Source organism: Pseudomonas sp. 9.3L, from assembly GCF_058536285.1.
Genome location: NZ_JBZUBK010000001.1, coordinates 3,812,734 through 3,824,800, shown reverse-complemented (window position 1 = coordinate 3,824,800; position 12,067 = coordinate 3,812,734). Strand labels below are relative to the sequence as shown.

Below are 12,067 nucleotides of genomic sequence, written 5' to 3'. Positions count from 1 at the left end.
CTATGACGTCTTTAACTGCCTTCCACCGCCCCGTTACGCCCGCACCGGCCTACGCCTGGTTAACCCTGGCAGCCCCCGGCCTATACCACCAAGTGGCGCAACGGGTCATGGGCCAACTGTTGCAAACCTTGCTCTACGAAGAGGTGCTGGAGTACCAGATAGACGCGATTGGCCCAGGCCGCCACCTGTTCACCCTGGCCGGGCAAGACGCGGCACTGGCGCCGGTGCGCTACCGCTGCCAGGGGCTGCGCAGCGACAGCTTCGAGATCATCCGGCTGGACCCAACCACCCTGGAGCGTATCGATGCGCAGGGGCAGGTCACTTGGCCTAGCCTGCACCTGGCCCTTTCCGAGTTGCTCGGTGAGGCGGGGCACAGCCCCCACATGGCGCGGTTCACCCAAGAGCTGGAGCACACCCTCATCAAGGATGTGCAGTCCCGCAGCCAGCATTACCAACCGGTGGCGCCTGCTCATACCCTGGGTGCCGATGCGCTGGAGCGTCACTTCATGGACGCGCACAGCTACCATCCCTGCTACAAGTCGCGCATAGGGTTTTCCCTGGAGCACAACCGCCGCTACGGCCCTGAGTTTGGAGAGCCGATCGCCGTGGTGTGGCTAGGCATCGCACGTGAGTACGGGGCTGCCGGCTTTTCCAGGCACCTGGACGCAACCGCGTTCAGCCGCGAGGCAGTGGGGGAGGCGCAGTGGGCACAGATGACGGCAGCCTTGGCCGAGCAAGGGCGCACCCTGGCCGACTACTGGCTGATACCGGTCCACCCGTGGCAATGGGAGGAGGTGATCGTGCCCACGTTCCACCCCGAGCTGGTGGCCGGCTATCTGGTGTATTGCGGGGTGTCGAGTGCCGACTACCGCGCGCAGCAGTCCATCCGCACCCTGGCGAATGTGAGCCAGCCCGCCGCGCCCTATGTGAAGCTGGCGTTGAGCATCACTAATACCTCCAGCACGCGCATCCTGGCCCACCACACCGTACTCAATGGCCCGATCATCACCGATTGGTTACAGGGCTTGATCCGCTCCGACGCCACCGCCCAGGCCCTGGGTTTCGTGATCCTGGGCGAGGTGGCCGGGGTCAGCTTCGACTACAGCCGGTTGCCCGCCAGCCGGCAGGCCCAGGCCTACGGCACGCTGGGGGCCATCTGGCGGGAAAACCTCGCCACCTACCTGCGGCCTGGCGAGCAGGGCGTGGCGTTCAATGGGTTGAGCCAGATAGAGCACCGTTATGGGGGCGGCGAGGCCTCGCCGTTCATCGATCACTGGATCGGCCGTTATGGTTTACACGCCTGGGTTGCACAGCTGTTGCGGGTGAGCATCGCGCCCATCGTGCACATGCTGTACGCCGAAGGCGTGGGTATGGAATCGCACGGCCAGAACATCGTACTGATCCATCGCGACGGCTGGCCTGAGCGCATTGCCCTCAAAGACTTCCACGACGGTGTGCGCTACAGCCCAGAGCACCTGGCGCGGCCTGAGCGTGCGCCCGAGTTGGTGCCGCTGCCTGAGAGCCATGCGCGTATCAACCGTAACTCCTTCATCCTTACCTGCGACCTGAACGCGGTGCGTGATTTCTCCTGCGATGCGTTTTTCTTCGTGTGCCTTGGGGAAATGGCCATTTTCCTGCGCCAGCACTATGACCTGGCGGAGCATGATTTCTGGGCCATGGCCGCTCAGGTGGTGCTCGACTACCAGCACCAGCACCCTCAGCACGCCGAGCGGTTTGCGCTGTTCGACCTGTTCGCCCCCTCCTACGAAGTAGAAGCGCTGACCCAACGGCGCCTGCTGGGGGACGGCGAGCGCCGGTTCAAGGCTGTGCCCAACCCGCTGCGCCCCCACGGACCGCAGTCATGCTGAGAACCAACCGGCTTAAAGCCCAGTTGGCTGCTGGCGAAACCGTGCATGGGCTGATCGCGTCGATGCCGTCTGCCGTTTCCATCGAGCTGATCGCCGAAGCGGGGTACGACTTCGTGATCATCGACCTGGAACACGTGCTCATCAACCCAGAAACCGTGGAGCATATGGTCCGCACCGCGGAGAGCTATGCGCTCACGCCCCTGGTACGCGTACCCGACCTTGACCCCAAACACCTGCTGCGCCTGCTCGATGGCGGCGCCCAAGGCATCGTGCTGCCCAGGGTGGAGGGGGTAGAGGCGCTGGCCGCCGCCGTCAGGGCCTGCAAATACCACCCTCTGGGCGAGCGCAGCCTGAACGCGGGCAGGCCCGGTTCCTTCGGCAAGGCCCGGTTGGTCGATTACGTGGAGCGCGCCAACGCGCAGACGATGGTGGTGGCGATGATCGAAAGCGCCGAAGGCGTGCGCTGCGCCGCAGCGCTGGCCGCCGTTCCTGGGCTGGACATGATCCTCGAAGGGGCGGCCGACCTGTCGCAGTCACTGGGCATGCCCTGGCGTATCGACCAGCCCCAGGTGCAGGAGGCGCTGAGTGCAACTTGCCTGGCCGCACAGGCGGCGAACGTGCCGTATTGCGCCATTCCCCGCAAGCCCGGTGATTACGCCCAATGGCGTGCCCGTGGCGTCACTGCTTTCGTACTGGGCGACGAGCGCGGCATCGCGTTCCGTGCCCTTCAGGCCACCTTGGCCGCGACCTCGGACAGAGGACTTCTGACATGAACACGGCTCACGCTTCAATCGCCGCTGACCTGGTGATGCAAGACCTTATCGACTGCCTGCTGGCCGAGCACTTTTTCGGCGACATCACGCCCGGCCTGCTGACCCTCGACCGCTGGCACGCCGCCCACCCGCGTTCCCCGTTCGCCCTCAGTGATCCACGCCAGCGCGTGTGGGAATGGTGCTACGACGATATGGAGCAACGTTGCCTGGCCATCGCGCTGCGCCCGGGCATTACTCAAGCGTGGGAGAAAGTCCCTGACACCCACGTGTTTGCCATGCAAGGGGACAGCGCCGTAGGTTTGACGCCCGAAGCCTTTATGGCACTGGCGCTCAAAGGCATGAAGCTGGATCAGGCCGGCCCGGGTATTGCCTTGTTCATGGACGTGCTGCAAACCAGCGTGCGGCAGACCGCCATGGCGTTGGCCCATAACGTCAGCCCTGAAGGCCTGTTGGCCAAGACCGGCGCAGACTTTTTCTTGACCATGGAGCGCTGGGCTTCGCTGCGCGACCGCCCTTTCCATCCGTTGGCCAAGGCCAAGCAAGGGCTGGACGATGCTCAATACCAGGCCTATCAGGCCGAGTTTGCCCAGCCCGTGCGCCTGAACTGGGTGGCGGTGGACAAAGGCAGCCTGGTATTTGGCCAGGGCGTCGATAGCCTGGCCGACTGCCTGCCGGCGGCTCATATCCTCACCCCCGCGCAGCAGGCGCGGTTAGCTGACGAGCTACGGCACGCGGGCCTGGAGCACAGCCATGTGGCGTTGCCGGTTCACCCGTGGCAGCTGACCCATACACTCCCAGCGCTGCTTGGCCAGGCGTTCGAGCAGGGCCACTGCCGTACGCTGGCGTTCAATGAGGGCGAGTTCTACCCCACGTCCTCGCTGCGCTCCCTGGCCTGCGCTGCCTCGGCCACCGACCAGATCAAGCTGCCGATGAGCGTGTATTCCCTCGGTGCTTCCCGCTACCTGCCTGCGGTGAAGATGATCAACGCCGACAAGAGCGAAGCCCTGCTGCGCCAGGGGCGAGAGCGTGACTCGGTACTGCGCGACACCTTGCACCTGTGCGACGAGAGCCGCTGGTGGGCGTACATGCCTGCGGGGGCTACCTTGTTCGACGAGGCGCCTCGGCATTTGTCTGCCCTGGTGCGGCGTTACCCTGCCGCACTGCTGGAGAGCGATTACCGCTTGATCCCCATGGCCGCGCTGGGCTCGGTGTTGCCCGGTAGCGACCGGCATTTCTTCGACGACTGGATGCACTGTCGCGGGCTGGCACCCACGGCCGCGTCGGTATTGCAGCTATTGGGCGAGCTGTGCACGACCTTCTTCGACGTGAACCTGCGCATGTTCCGCCTGGGCATGTTGGGCGAAGTGCACGGGCAGAACGCGGTCTTGGTATGGAAGGGCGGCCACGCACAGGGGCTGCTGTTGCGGGACCATGATTCACTGCGGTTGTATGTGCCCTGGCTCGAACGCAATGGCTTGCTCGACCCTGTCTACCGGATCAAGCAGGGCCATGCCCAGACCCTGTACCACGACCGCCCCGAGGATTTACTCTTCTGGCTCCAAACCCTGGGCATCGAGGTGAACTTGCGAGCCATCGTGGAAACCATCGAGCGTGTGTATGCCGTACCGGCCTCACAGGGCTGGCGCGTATTGCGCGATACGCTGGAGGCGCGGATCAACGCCATTGCCTTCGATGACGCTACCCGCGCTTTGCTCCACGATCACCTGTTTACAGCCACCGACTGGCCACAAAAACTGCTGCTGCGCCCCATGATCGAGCGAGGTGGCGGCCCTGGCAGCATGCCGTTCGGCAAGGGGCGCGTGGTCAACCCGCTGCGCAGGCTTGACCTTGAGGGGTGAGGTGGCCGCCCGCGTGCCACGCCGCCACCTCTTGCGCGTGGCGGCGGGCCTGGCGGGCGCTGCGTGGCTGCCGGCCTGGGCGCAAACGCCGCAGCGGGTGGTCACCCTGTTCCAAGGCGCTACCGATACAGCGGTGGCGCTTGGGGTTACCCCCGGCGGGGTGGTGGATTCATGGAGCGAGAAACCCATGTACCGGTACCTGCGCCCTGCCTTGACGGGGGTGCCCCACGTAGGGCTCGAAACCCAGCCCGACCTGGAAGCGATCGCGTGGCTGCGCCCCACCCTGATCGTGGGGTCGCGGTTTCGCCATGAGCGGGTGGCAGGCGTGCTGTCGCGCCTGTGCCCTACGGTGATGCTCGACGAAGTATTCGAATTCCAGACCACCCTTTCAGTGATGGCCGACGCCCTGGGCTTACAGGTAGAAGCCTCAGCGTTGCAGGCCGCGTGGGCTACGCGAGTGGCCCACCTGAAGGCGCGCCTGCAGGCCAGGTACGAGGCGCACTGGCCGTTGACGGTGGCCGTGCTGGACCTGCGCGACGACCACCTGCGGTCCTACCTGCCCAGTAGTTTTGCAGGCACGGTGCTCAGCCAGCTTGGGTTTGCCTGGCGCCCGTACAGCGCAAACGCGCCTGGGGTGTCGGTAAAAATCACCAACCGCGAAAGCCTGCCTGCGGTGAACGCCGATGTGTTTTTCGTGTTCGGTCATGGCGATGCGGCTTCAGGCCGCCGTCAATACCAGGCACTGAGCGCTCACCCGCTGTGGCAACGCCTGGACGCACCACAAGCAGGGCAGGTGTGGTGGGTAGACGGCGTTGCCTGGGTGCTGTCCGGCGGTATGCTCGGTGCCCACCGTATGCTTGATGACATCGAGCGCTCCCTGCTGGCCGAGCGTGCCGTATGAACGTTGCGTTCAAGATGACCGTTTGCCTCGCCCTGCTGATCCTATGCGCCGGCCTGAGCCTGTCGGTAGGGCCGGTGTGGATTTCCCCTGCCACCGTGTGGGCGGGGCTCTTGGGCAGTGACCCGCTTGACCTGCAACAGGTGCTGGTGACCACCAGCCGGTTGCCACGCACCCTGATCGCCATGGCGGTGGGCGCCGGGCTGGCGGTCGCCGGTGCCTTGATGCAAGCCATGACCCGCAACCCGCTTGCCTCACCCGGCCTGTTTGGCATCAACGCCGGCGCCACCTGTGGGCTCATTCTGTGTATCTCGCTGTTTGGCCTGAATTCGCCCCAGCACTGGCTGTGGGTAGCGTTTCTGGGCGCTGCGGTCGCCGGTGGGTTGGTCTGGGCAGTGGGCTCGATGGGGCACGGCGCCCAAGGCCCGCTTCGCCTGGTGTTGGCGGGCGCAGCCATCAGTGCGCTGTTCACGGCGCTCAGCCAGGCGCTGCTGGTCATTGATCAGCAAGGCCTGGACACCGTGCTGTTCTGGCTGGCCGGCTCGCTGAGTGCCCGAGCCTTGGCCAGCGCCGCGCCTTTGCTGCTGTGCGTTACCTTGGGGTTGATGGTGGCCTGCCTGTCGGGTGGGCAGGTGAACGTATTGAACGCCGGCGCGCAGATCGCCACCGGGCTGGGCCAGCGCACGGGGCTGATCCGCCTGCAACTGGGCGCGCTGGTAATCATCCTGGCAGGTAGCGCGGTGGCACTGGCGGGGAGCATCGGTTTCATCGGCTTGATCGTGCCGCACATAGCGCGGCGGCTGGTATCCATTGACCACCGAGCACTGCTGCCTGGCTGTGCCTTGCTCGGCGCCAGCCTGTTGTTGCTCGCCGACATAGTCGCACGCGTTGTCATCCTGCCTCAGGAGGTGCCGGTGGGGGTGATGACCGCGCTGCTGGGCGCCCCGTTCTTCATCACGCTTGCACGCCAAGGGGGCCGTCATGGATAAGCTCACGGCGGTGCGCGCCGGTGGGTTTTCGCGGCCACTGGCCTGCGCGTCCCTGGCGCCCTTGTGCCTGGCGGGGCTGGTCACCCTCGGCGTGATGCTGCTTAGCCTGAGCCTGGGCTCCGTCTCTGTTTCACCCGTTACCCTGTGGTCAAGCCTGATGGGGCAGGGCGATATCAGGCTGGGCTTTATCATCGAGCAGCTGCGGCTGCCTCGGCTGGCGCTGGCCGCGCTCATCGGTGCTGCGTTGGCGGTGTCGGGGTTGATCCTGCAGGCGGTGGTGCGTAACCCGCTGGCGTCACCTGACCTGCTGGGCTTGAGCAGTGGAGCCAGCGCGGCGGCCGTAGGGTACATGGGCACCTTGGCTGGCAGTTGGGGGTTGGTGTATCTGCCCGTGGCGGCCATGCTCGGGGCAGGGGCCGCCGCTTTGGCGGTGTATGGCCTGGCCTGGAAACGGGGCGTATCACCGTTGCGGCTGGTGCTCATCGGTATTGGCGTGTCTGCGGTGCTGGGGGCAGCGACTACCTTCATGCTGGTGTTCGGCACGCTTACCACCACGCTGTCTGCGTATGTGTGGCTGACCGGGAGTGTCTACGGTGCCGACTGGGCCGCCGTGAAAGGCCTGGCCCTGTGGCTACTGATCGGGTGGCTGGCGCTGGTGCCTTTGGCACGGCACGTTATGGTGCAGCAACTGAGTGAGCCCCTGGCGCAAGGCTTGGGTGCACGGGTGCAGCAGGTGAGGGCGGCCCTGCTGGGCGTGAGCGCAGTGCTGGCCGGCGCGGCCATTGCCTGGGGCGGCGCCATGGCCTTCGTTGGGCTGATCGCACCGCACATTGCACGGCGGCTGGTGCCCCCCGGCTTCGTCAGCCAGGCGATCATGGCCGCCCTGGTAGGGGCGAACCTGGTGATGCTGGCCGATGTGGTGGGCCGGACGTTCTGGTCACCGCTGGACGTGCCCGCCGGTATTTTCGTGGCCGTGTTCGGCGCGCCGTATTTTCTTTATTTATTGATCAAACAGCGACACTGAGGCGCTTTACCCATGACCTGTATCGCAAGCCGCGACCTGACGTTGGCTTACCCAGGCCGCTCCATCATCGAAGGGCTTGACCTGAGCCTGCCGCGCGGGGAGGTCAGCGTACTGATTGGCAGCAACGGTTGCGGTAAAAGCACCCTGCTCAAGGCCTTCGCCCGCCTGATCGCCCCGGCGGCCGGTTGCGTGTTGCTCAATGGTCAGGACATCCAGCGCAAGCCAACCGCTGCCGTAGCGCGGGAGCTGGCCATCCTTCCGCAAATGCCCTTGGCACCCGAAGGCATTAGCGTGCGGCAACTGGTGAGCCTGGGGCGCTACCCGTATCAAAACTGGTTGCAACAGTGGTCGGCCGACGACGAGGCCGTAGTGAACAGGGCGCTACAACGCACCGACCTGTCAGGCCTGGCTGCGCGCCCAGTGGATGAGTTGAGCGGTGGGCAGCGCCAGCGTGCGTGGATCGCCATGACCTTGGCCCAGGAGACCGACATTCTGTTGCTGGACGAGCCCACCACCTTTCTGGACCTGGCCCACCAGATCGAGGTACTCGACCTGTTGCGTGAGCTGAACCGGCGTGAAGGCAAAACGGTGATTATGGTGCTGCATGACCTGAACCTGGCGTGCCGGTATGCCGACCACATGGTGGCAGTCCATGGCCGTACGGTGTGTGCCCAGGGCAAGCCTCAAGAGATGCTCACCGAAGCACTGGTGCGCCAGGTATTCGACCTGGAATGCCGCATTATCCCCGACCCGTTTTTCCACACACCCCTGTGTATTCCGTTTGGCCGGCACATTCCCCGATGAGCCAGGAGGTTGGTTTTACCGAACCGCAATGGACGCTGCTCACCGAGGGGCTGAGGCTGCGCAGCTACGCTGAGCGCGATTCGCTGCACAGCCTGCCCGCCAGTGCGTTGTTGGACGAGGACACCTGTAGCACGTTGCTTGATGCCTTGGGGCCTGTGATTGGCTCCCCCACCCGGCGCATCACGGCGTCACTGCTGGTCAAGCGCCTGTCATTTTTGATGACCGGGGCCTGCCTGTATGCCATGTCGGCTTACGACCGGGGCCTAGCACTTACATTGAGCAATACGGTGGTCGAATACGGTCACCGCGAGGGTGCCTGGGTGTCCTGCCTGCCGCTGAACGACCTGGCCGCCAGCCAGCCTGTGCCTCACCAGCGCGATGCCTGGCGAGCCGCAGTGGTCACCGACCTGTTCGCCGGCTTGATCCAGCCGTTGTGGCACACCCTGTACCGCGTGACCGGGTTGCCGCGGCGCATCCTCTGGGAGAACACGGCAGTACGGGTGTATTCGCTGTATGAGCGCCGCCTGGCCAAGGAACAGGCGCCCGAGGTGCGTGCACGTTGTGAGGCCGACTGGCACTGGCTGGTGGCTGAAGCCCCAGGCGAGGTGTTTGGCCTGGACTACAACCCGCTCCAGCACTTCTGTCGCCCGCCCACTGCACTGCCGGGCACCGACCGCTGCGTGCGATTTCGCCGCACCTGCTGCTTCTATTACCAAGCCAGTACCCCCGTGGAATATTGCTCCACCTGCCCATTGATCCGCCCAAAAGGTACACGATGACTGCCCACCTTCACCCAACGCCCGCCAATGCCCTCGTCGATAACGCCCTCGTGGAGGCCTACCGAGGCATCAGCAGCTCGACCATCGGCCATGCCGGCCGGCAAGGTCATCTCCCCGGCGTGTTGCCGCTAGGGCAGGCGGTGAAGGTGGTGGGCCGTGCGTTTACGGTAGAGGTAGTCGCCCCGGATGGGGCCATTGTGCGAGAGGCCCTAATCGCCAGCCAGCCGGGTGACGTACTGGTCATCACCTGCCAGGGCGACGCCCATTGCGCCTGTTGGGGAGAGCTGCGCACGTTGGCCGCACTGGTCAAAGGCTTGGCAGGCGTGATCATCGACGGCCCGATTACCGACGTGCAAGCGCTAAGGGCGCTGGCATTGCCTATCTTTCATGATGGCGTCAGCGCCTACACCACACGCCCCATCGGCCAGCAAGGTCAAATGAACGTGCCCATTTCGGTGCGCGGCACACCGGTCAATCCGGGGGATTTGGTGGTGGCGGACGACGATGGGGTGCAGGTGCTGAGCCCAGAGCGTGCACGGGCTCAGTTATCCAGCTTTCAAAGCAAGCAAGCCGCCGACCTGCGCCGGCGTGACGAACTGAACGCGCGGCTTCACGCCATAACCACTTGAGGGCATGTCTATGCAAAACGCGTCTGTTACCCCCGTGATTTTGATAACCGGCGGAAGCCGGGGTATAGGCGCAGCCACCGCACGGCTGGCCGCTATCGAGGGCTATGATGTGGCGATTAGCTTCATCAACGATGAAGCGGCTGCCCTGGCGGTAGTGGCAAGCGTCGAGGCCGTTGGTCGCCAGGGCCTGGCCGTACGTGCTGACAGCGCCGACCCGCAGCAGGTGATTCATCTGTTCGAGGCTGTTGACCGCGCCTTTGGGCGCCTTGACGTACTGGTCAACAATGCCGCGATGCTGGCGCCGCAGTCTTCGCTTGAAGGCCTGGGCTTTGAGCGCATGCAACGGATATTCGCCGTGAACGCCATTGGCCCCATTCTGTGTGCCCAGCAAGCGGTCAAGCGCATGGCCTACCGGCACAATGGCCAAGGTGGCGCGGTGATTAACCTCTCGTCCGCCTCGGCAAAGCTCGGCAGCCCCCACGAGTACATCGACTACGCGGCCTCGAAGGGGGCGGTTGAAACCTTCACCTCAGGGTTGGCCAAGGAAGTGGCGCAGCAAGGCATACGGGTCAACTGCGTTCGCCCAGGGCATATTTATACGGACATGCACGCCAGCGGTGGCGAGCCAGGCCGGGTCGATCGGGTCAAAGGGTCAATTCCCATGGGCCGTGGCGGCCAGCCTGAAGAAGTGGCGCGGGCAATCTTGTGGCTGGCCAGTGCCCACGCCTCGTTCATCACAGGCACGTTCCTGGATGTGACCGGAGGTAAGTGAGTCAAGTGCTGCGGTGGCGAGTTCTAGCCTGCTTGTCCTCTACTTAAGGTGTGCTATGGTTGACCTTAAATTGTTTAAGGTTAACCTTCGTGAGTATTACAAGTAGCTTTTTCCCGGTTATCTGTGCCGATGCCCTGATCAGGATAGGCCTGCTGGTGAAGGCCAGGCGCCTCGCAATGCGGATGCGTCAGGCTGATCTGAGGAGTGCCATAGGGGTGTCTGCCCATACGCTTCGAAAAATCGAATCAGGTTCGGAATCGGTGGACCTACGCTCTTTCATGCTGGTGCTGTGGCGCCTGGGCCTCACGGACACGGTGTTTTCTTCGCTCGAAGGCATTGAGCAGTCTTCTCTGGTCACACGCTATGCAGACGAGGGCGCATCAATTGATAGCCTTGCCTCCAAACGAGTGCGTTTGCCCAAGCCTAAACCGGAAGCCTTTTGATGACGCGTGCCTACATTTATATGGAGCATCCTGAGACAAGGGAGGTGGTAACGCTTGGCAGGCTGACCCTCAAAGGTAAGTCTGGTGAGTTCATTTATGCTCCGGGTTACGTCGCATCTGAAGGCTGGGTGCCCGATCCCATCAACTATCCATTACGAGCCGAGGCCTATACCGGTATTACCAAGAACCGTGGAGTGCCAGGTTTTATCAGTGACGCTATGCCGGACGGTTGGGGCGAGCGCGTGCTGCACCGCACGTACGGTCAAGAACTGGCGCCTTTGGATTACTTGCTCAAGTCCCCTAACAACGACCGTGTCGGCAATCTTATGGCAGGTATTACGGTAGCGCCTCCGCTTGGTTTGGGTGACACCCCTGTACCTACCCTGAAAGGCTTGCCGAAGTTTATTGAGGCCTGTGAGGCGGTCTATGACGGTCAACTTGATGAAGCGTCGGCCAGCCTGCTCAACATCCGCCAGCAGCGTTCCTCCCTTGGCGGAGCCAGGCCAAAACGTACGCTGCAAGATAACGGTATGTTGATTTTGGCTAAGCCGCGTGATCGCTTTGACCAGTACGACTTCCCCTCGGTCGAGTACGCCTGCATGACCTTCGCCTCTATGAAGGGGTTGACGGTGGCCAGAACCGCGTTACATGCACACGACCCCTCCACGCCGTTGGTTGAGCGCTTTGACCGAACGCCTATTGGCCAGGGCGCACGGCGTATCCCGATGCTGAGCGCACTGACATTGCTGGATGCAGATTGGAATGGCCCACACCATCACGATTGGCAATATGCAGCGGTCGCCGATGAGATGCGCCGTCGGGGCGTTTCCGAGGAAGACCTTCAAGAGCTGTTCAAGCGCATGTGCTACAACGCGCTGGTGGGTAACGCAGACGATCATCCAAAGAACCATGCGATTCTCTGGGTCGATGGCAGATGGCGCTTATCACCTATGTACGACGTGCTACCGATACTGGACGAGGGCCCCGCCAAAACGCTGGCCATGGCCGTTGGGCGGGAAGGCAAGAGGATCACCCGTTCCAATCTGCTCAGCCATCACGAGCACTTTGGATTGTCGCGTGACCGGGCGGAACACATGCTTGAAGAGGTCGCGAGTTGGGAAGAAGAATTGAAAACCTACTACGGCCAGTTCCTCAAAGGCGACGCGCTTCATATGGCACAAGAGGCGGTAAGTTCGCAGCGAATGCTCAGCTAAGGTATAGCGCTCGAT

General features: G+C 63.5%; 12 protein-coding genes. All 12 read left to right on the top strand.

The features are described 5' to 3' along the window. The first annotated feature begins 2 nt into the window (after nt 1-2). The 12 genes from AC4LE2_RS17685 to AC4LE2_RS17630 all read left to right on the top strand — a co-directional run bounded on the left by AC4LE2_RS17685 (nt 3) and on the right by AC4LE2_RS17630 (nt 12,052). The gene (locus AC4LE2_RS17685) at nt 3-1,868 is read left to right on the top strand and encodes an IucA/IucC family protein (protein WP_491827023.1); all 1,866 of its coding nucleotides are present in this window, start codon (nt 3-5) and stop codon (nt 1,866-1,868) included. Then, the gene (locus AC4LE2_RS17680; protein ID WP_491827021.1) at nt 1,862-2,641 is read left to right on the top strand and encodes an HpcH/HpaI aldolase family protein; all 780 of its coding nucleotides are present in this window, start codon (nt 1,862-1,864) and stop codon (nt 2,639-2,641) included. Before AC4LE2_RS17685 ends, AC4LE2_RS17680 begins: the two co-directional genes overlap by 7 nt. Then, on the top strand, nt 2,638-4,500 hold the full coding sequence (locus tag AC4LE2_RS17675; RefSeq protein ID WP_491827019.1) for an IucA/IucC family protein: 1,863 nt from the start codon (nt 2,638-2,640) through the stop codon (nt 4,498-4,500). The genes AC4LE2_RS17680 and AC4LE2_RS17675 overlap by 4 nt, the downstream gene beginning before the upstream one ends. 13 nt (nt 4,501-4,513) lie before the next feature. After that, nucleotides 4,514-5,401, top strand: coding sequence for an ABC transporter substrate-binding protein (locus tag AC4LE2_RS17670; protein WP_491827018.1), 888 nt, complete (start codon nt 4,514-4,516; stop codon nt 5,399-5,401). Beyond that, nucleotides 5,398-6,387: a FecCD family ABC transporter permease gene (locus tag AC4LE2_RS17665; protein ID WP_491827016.1), complete on the top strand. Its 990-nt coding sequence runs from the start codon at nt 5,398-5,400 to the stop codon at nt 6,385-6,387. The genes AC4LE2_RS17670 and AC4LE2_RS17665 overlap by 4 nt, the downstream gene beginning before the upstream one ends. Then, the gene (locus tag AC4LE2_RS17660) at nt 6,380-7,411 is read left to right on the top strand and encodes a FecCD family ABC transporter permease (RefSeq protein WP_491827014.1); all 1,032 of its coding nucleotides are present in this window, start codon (nt 6,380-6,382) and stop codon (nt 7,409-7,411) included. The genes AC4LE2_RS17665 and AC4LE2_RS17660 overlap by 8 nt, the downstream gene beginning before the upstream one ends. Before the next feature lie 12 nt (nt 7,412-7,423). Then, complete coding sequence (locus tag AC4LE2_RS17655) at nt 7,424-8,215, top strand: ABC transporter ATP-binding protein (RefSeq protein ID WP_491827013.1); 792 nt, start codon at nt 7,424-7,426, stop codon at nt 8,213-8,215. After that, nucleotides 8,212-8,994: an IucA/IucC family C-terminal-domain containing protein gene (locus AC4LE2_RS17650; RefSeq protein ID WP_491827012.1), complete on the top strand. Its 783-nt coding sequence runs from the start codon at nt 8,212-8,214 to the stop codon at nt 8,992-8,994. The genes AC4LE2_RS17655 and AC4LE2_RS17650 overlap by 4 nt, the downstream gene beginning before the upstream one ends. Then, nucleotides 8,991-9,623, top strand: coding sequence for an RraA family protein (locus AC4LE2_RS17645; RefSeq protein ID WP_491827011.1), 633 nt, complete (start codon nt 8,991-8,993; stop codon nt 9,621-9,623). Before AC4LE2_RS17650 ends, AC4LE2_RS17645 begins: the two co-directional genes overlap by 4 nt. Before the next feature lie 10 nt (nt 9,624-9,633). Continuing rightward, complete coding sequence (locus tag AC4LE2_RS17640) at nt 9,634-10,395, top strand: SDR family oxidoreductase (RefSeq protein ID WP_491827010.1); 762 nt, start codon at nt 9,634-9,636, stop codon at nt 10,393-10,395. A gap of 89 nt (nt 10,396-10,484) precedes the next feature. Further along, on the top strand, nt 10,485-10,838 hold the full coding sequence (locus AC4LE2_RS17635) for a helix-turn-helix domain-containing protein (RefSeq protein ID WP_491827009.1): 354 nt from the start codon (nt 10,485-10,487) through the stop codon (nt 10,836-10,838). After that, entirely contained in the window at nt 10,838-12,052 is a 1,215-nt protein-coding gene (locus tag AC4LE2_RS17630; protein WP_491827007.1) for a type II toxin-antitoxin system HipA family toxin, read from the top strand. Before AC4LE2_RS17635 ends, AC4LE2_RS17630 begins: the two co-directional genes overlap by 1 nt. Nucleotides 12,053-12,067: the final 15 nt, after the last annotated feature.

Bases quoted from the DNA above. Each gene is read 5' to 3' on its own strand.
- AC4LE2_RS17685 (WP_491827023.1), top strand. From the start codon at position 3: ATGACGTCTTTAACTGCCTTCCACCGCCCCGTTACGCCCGCACCGGCC.
- AC4LE2_RS17680 (WP_491827021.1), top strand. From the start codon at position 1,862: ATGCTGAGAACCAACCGGCTTAAAGCCCAGTTGGCTGCTGGCGAAACC.
- AC4LE2_RS17675 (WP_491827019.1), top strand. From the start codon at position 2,638: ATGAACACGGCTCACGCTTCAATCGCCGCTGACCTGGTGATGCAAGAC.
- AC4LE2_RS17665 (WP_491827016.1), top strand. From the start codon at position 5,398: ATGAACGTTGCGTTCAAGATGACCGTTTGCCTCGCCCTGCTGATCCTA.
- AC4LE2_RS17660 (WP_491827014.1), top strand. From the start codon at position 6,380: ATGGATAAGCTCACGGCGGTGCGCGCCGGTGGGTTTTCGCGGCCACTG.
- AC4LE2_RS17655 (WP_491827013.1), top strand. From the start codon at position 7,424: ATGACCTGTATCGCAAGCCGCGACCTGACGTTGGCTTACCCAGGCCGC.
- AC4LE2_RS17650 (WP_491827012.1), top strand. From the start codon at position 8,212: ATGAGCCAGGAGGTTGGTTTTACCGAACCGCAATGGACGCTGCTCACC.
- AC4LE2_RS17645 (WP_491827011.1), top strand. From the start codon at position 8,991: ATGACTGCCCACCTTCACCCAACGCCCGCCAATGCCCTCGTCGATAAC.
- AC4LE2_RS17640 (WP_491827010.1), top strand. From the start codon at position 9,634: ATGCAAAACGCGTCTGTTACCCCCGTGATTTTGATAACCGGCGGAAGC.
- AC4LE2_RS17630 (WP_491827007.1), top strand. From the start codon at position 10,838: ATGACGCGTGCCTACATTTATATGGAGCATCCTGAGACAAGGGAGGTG.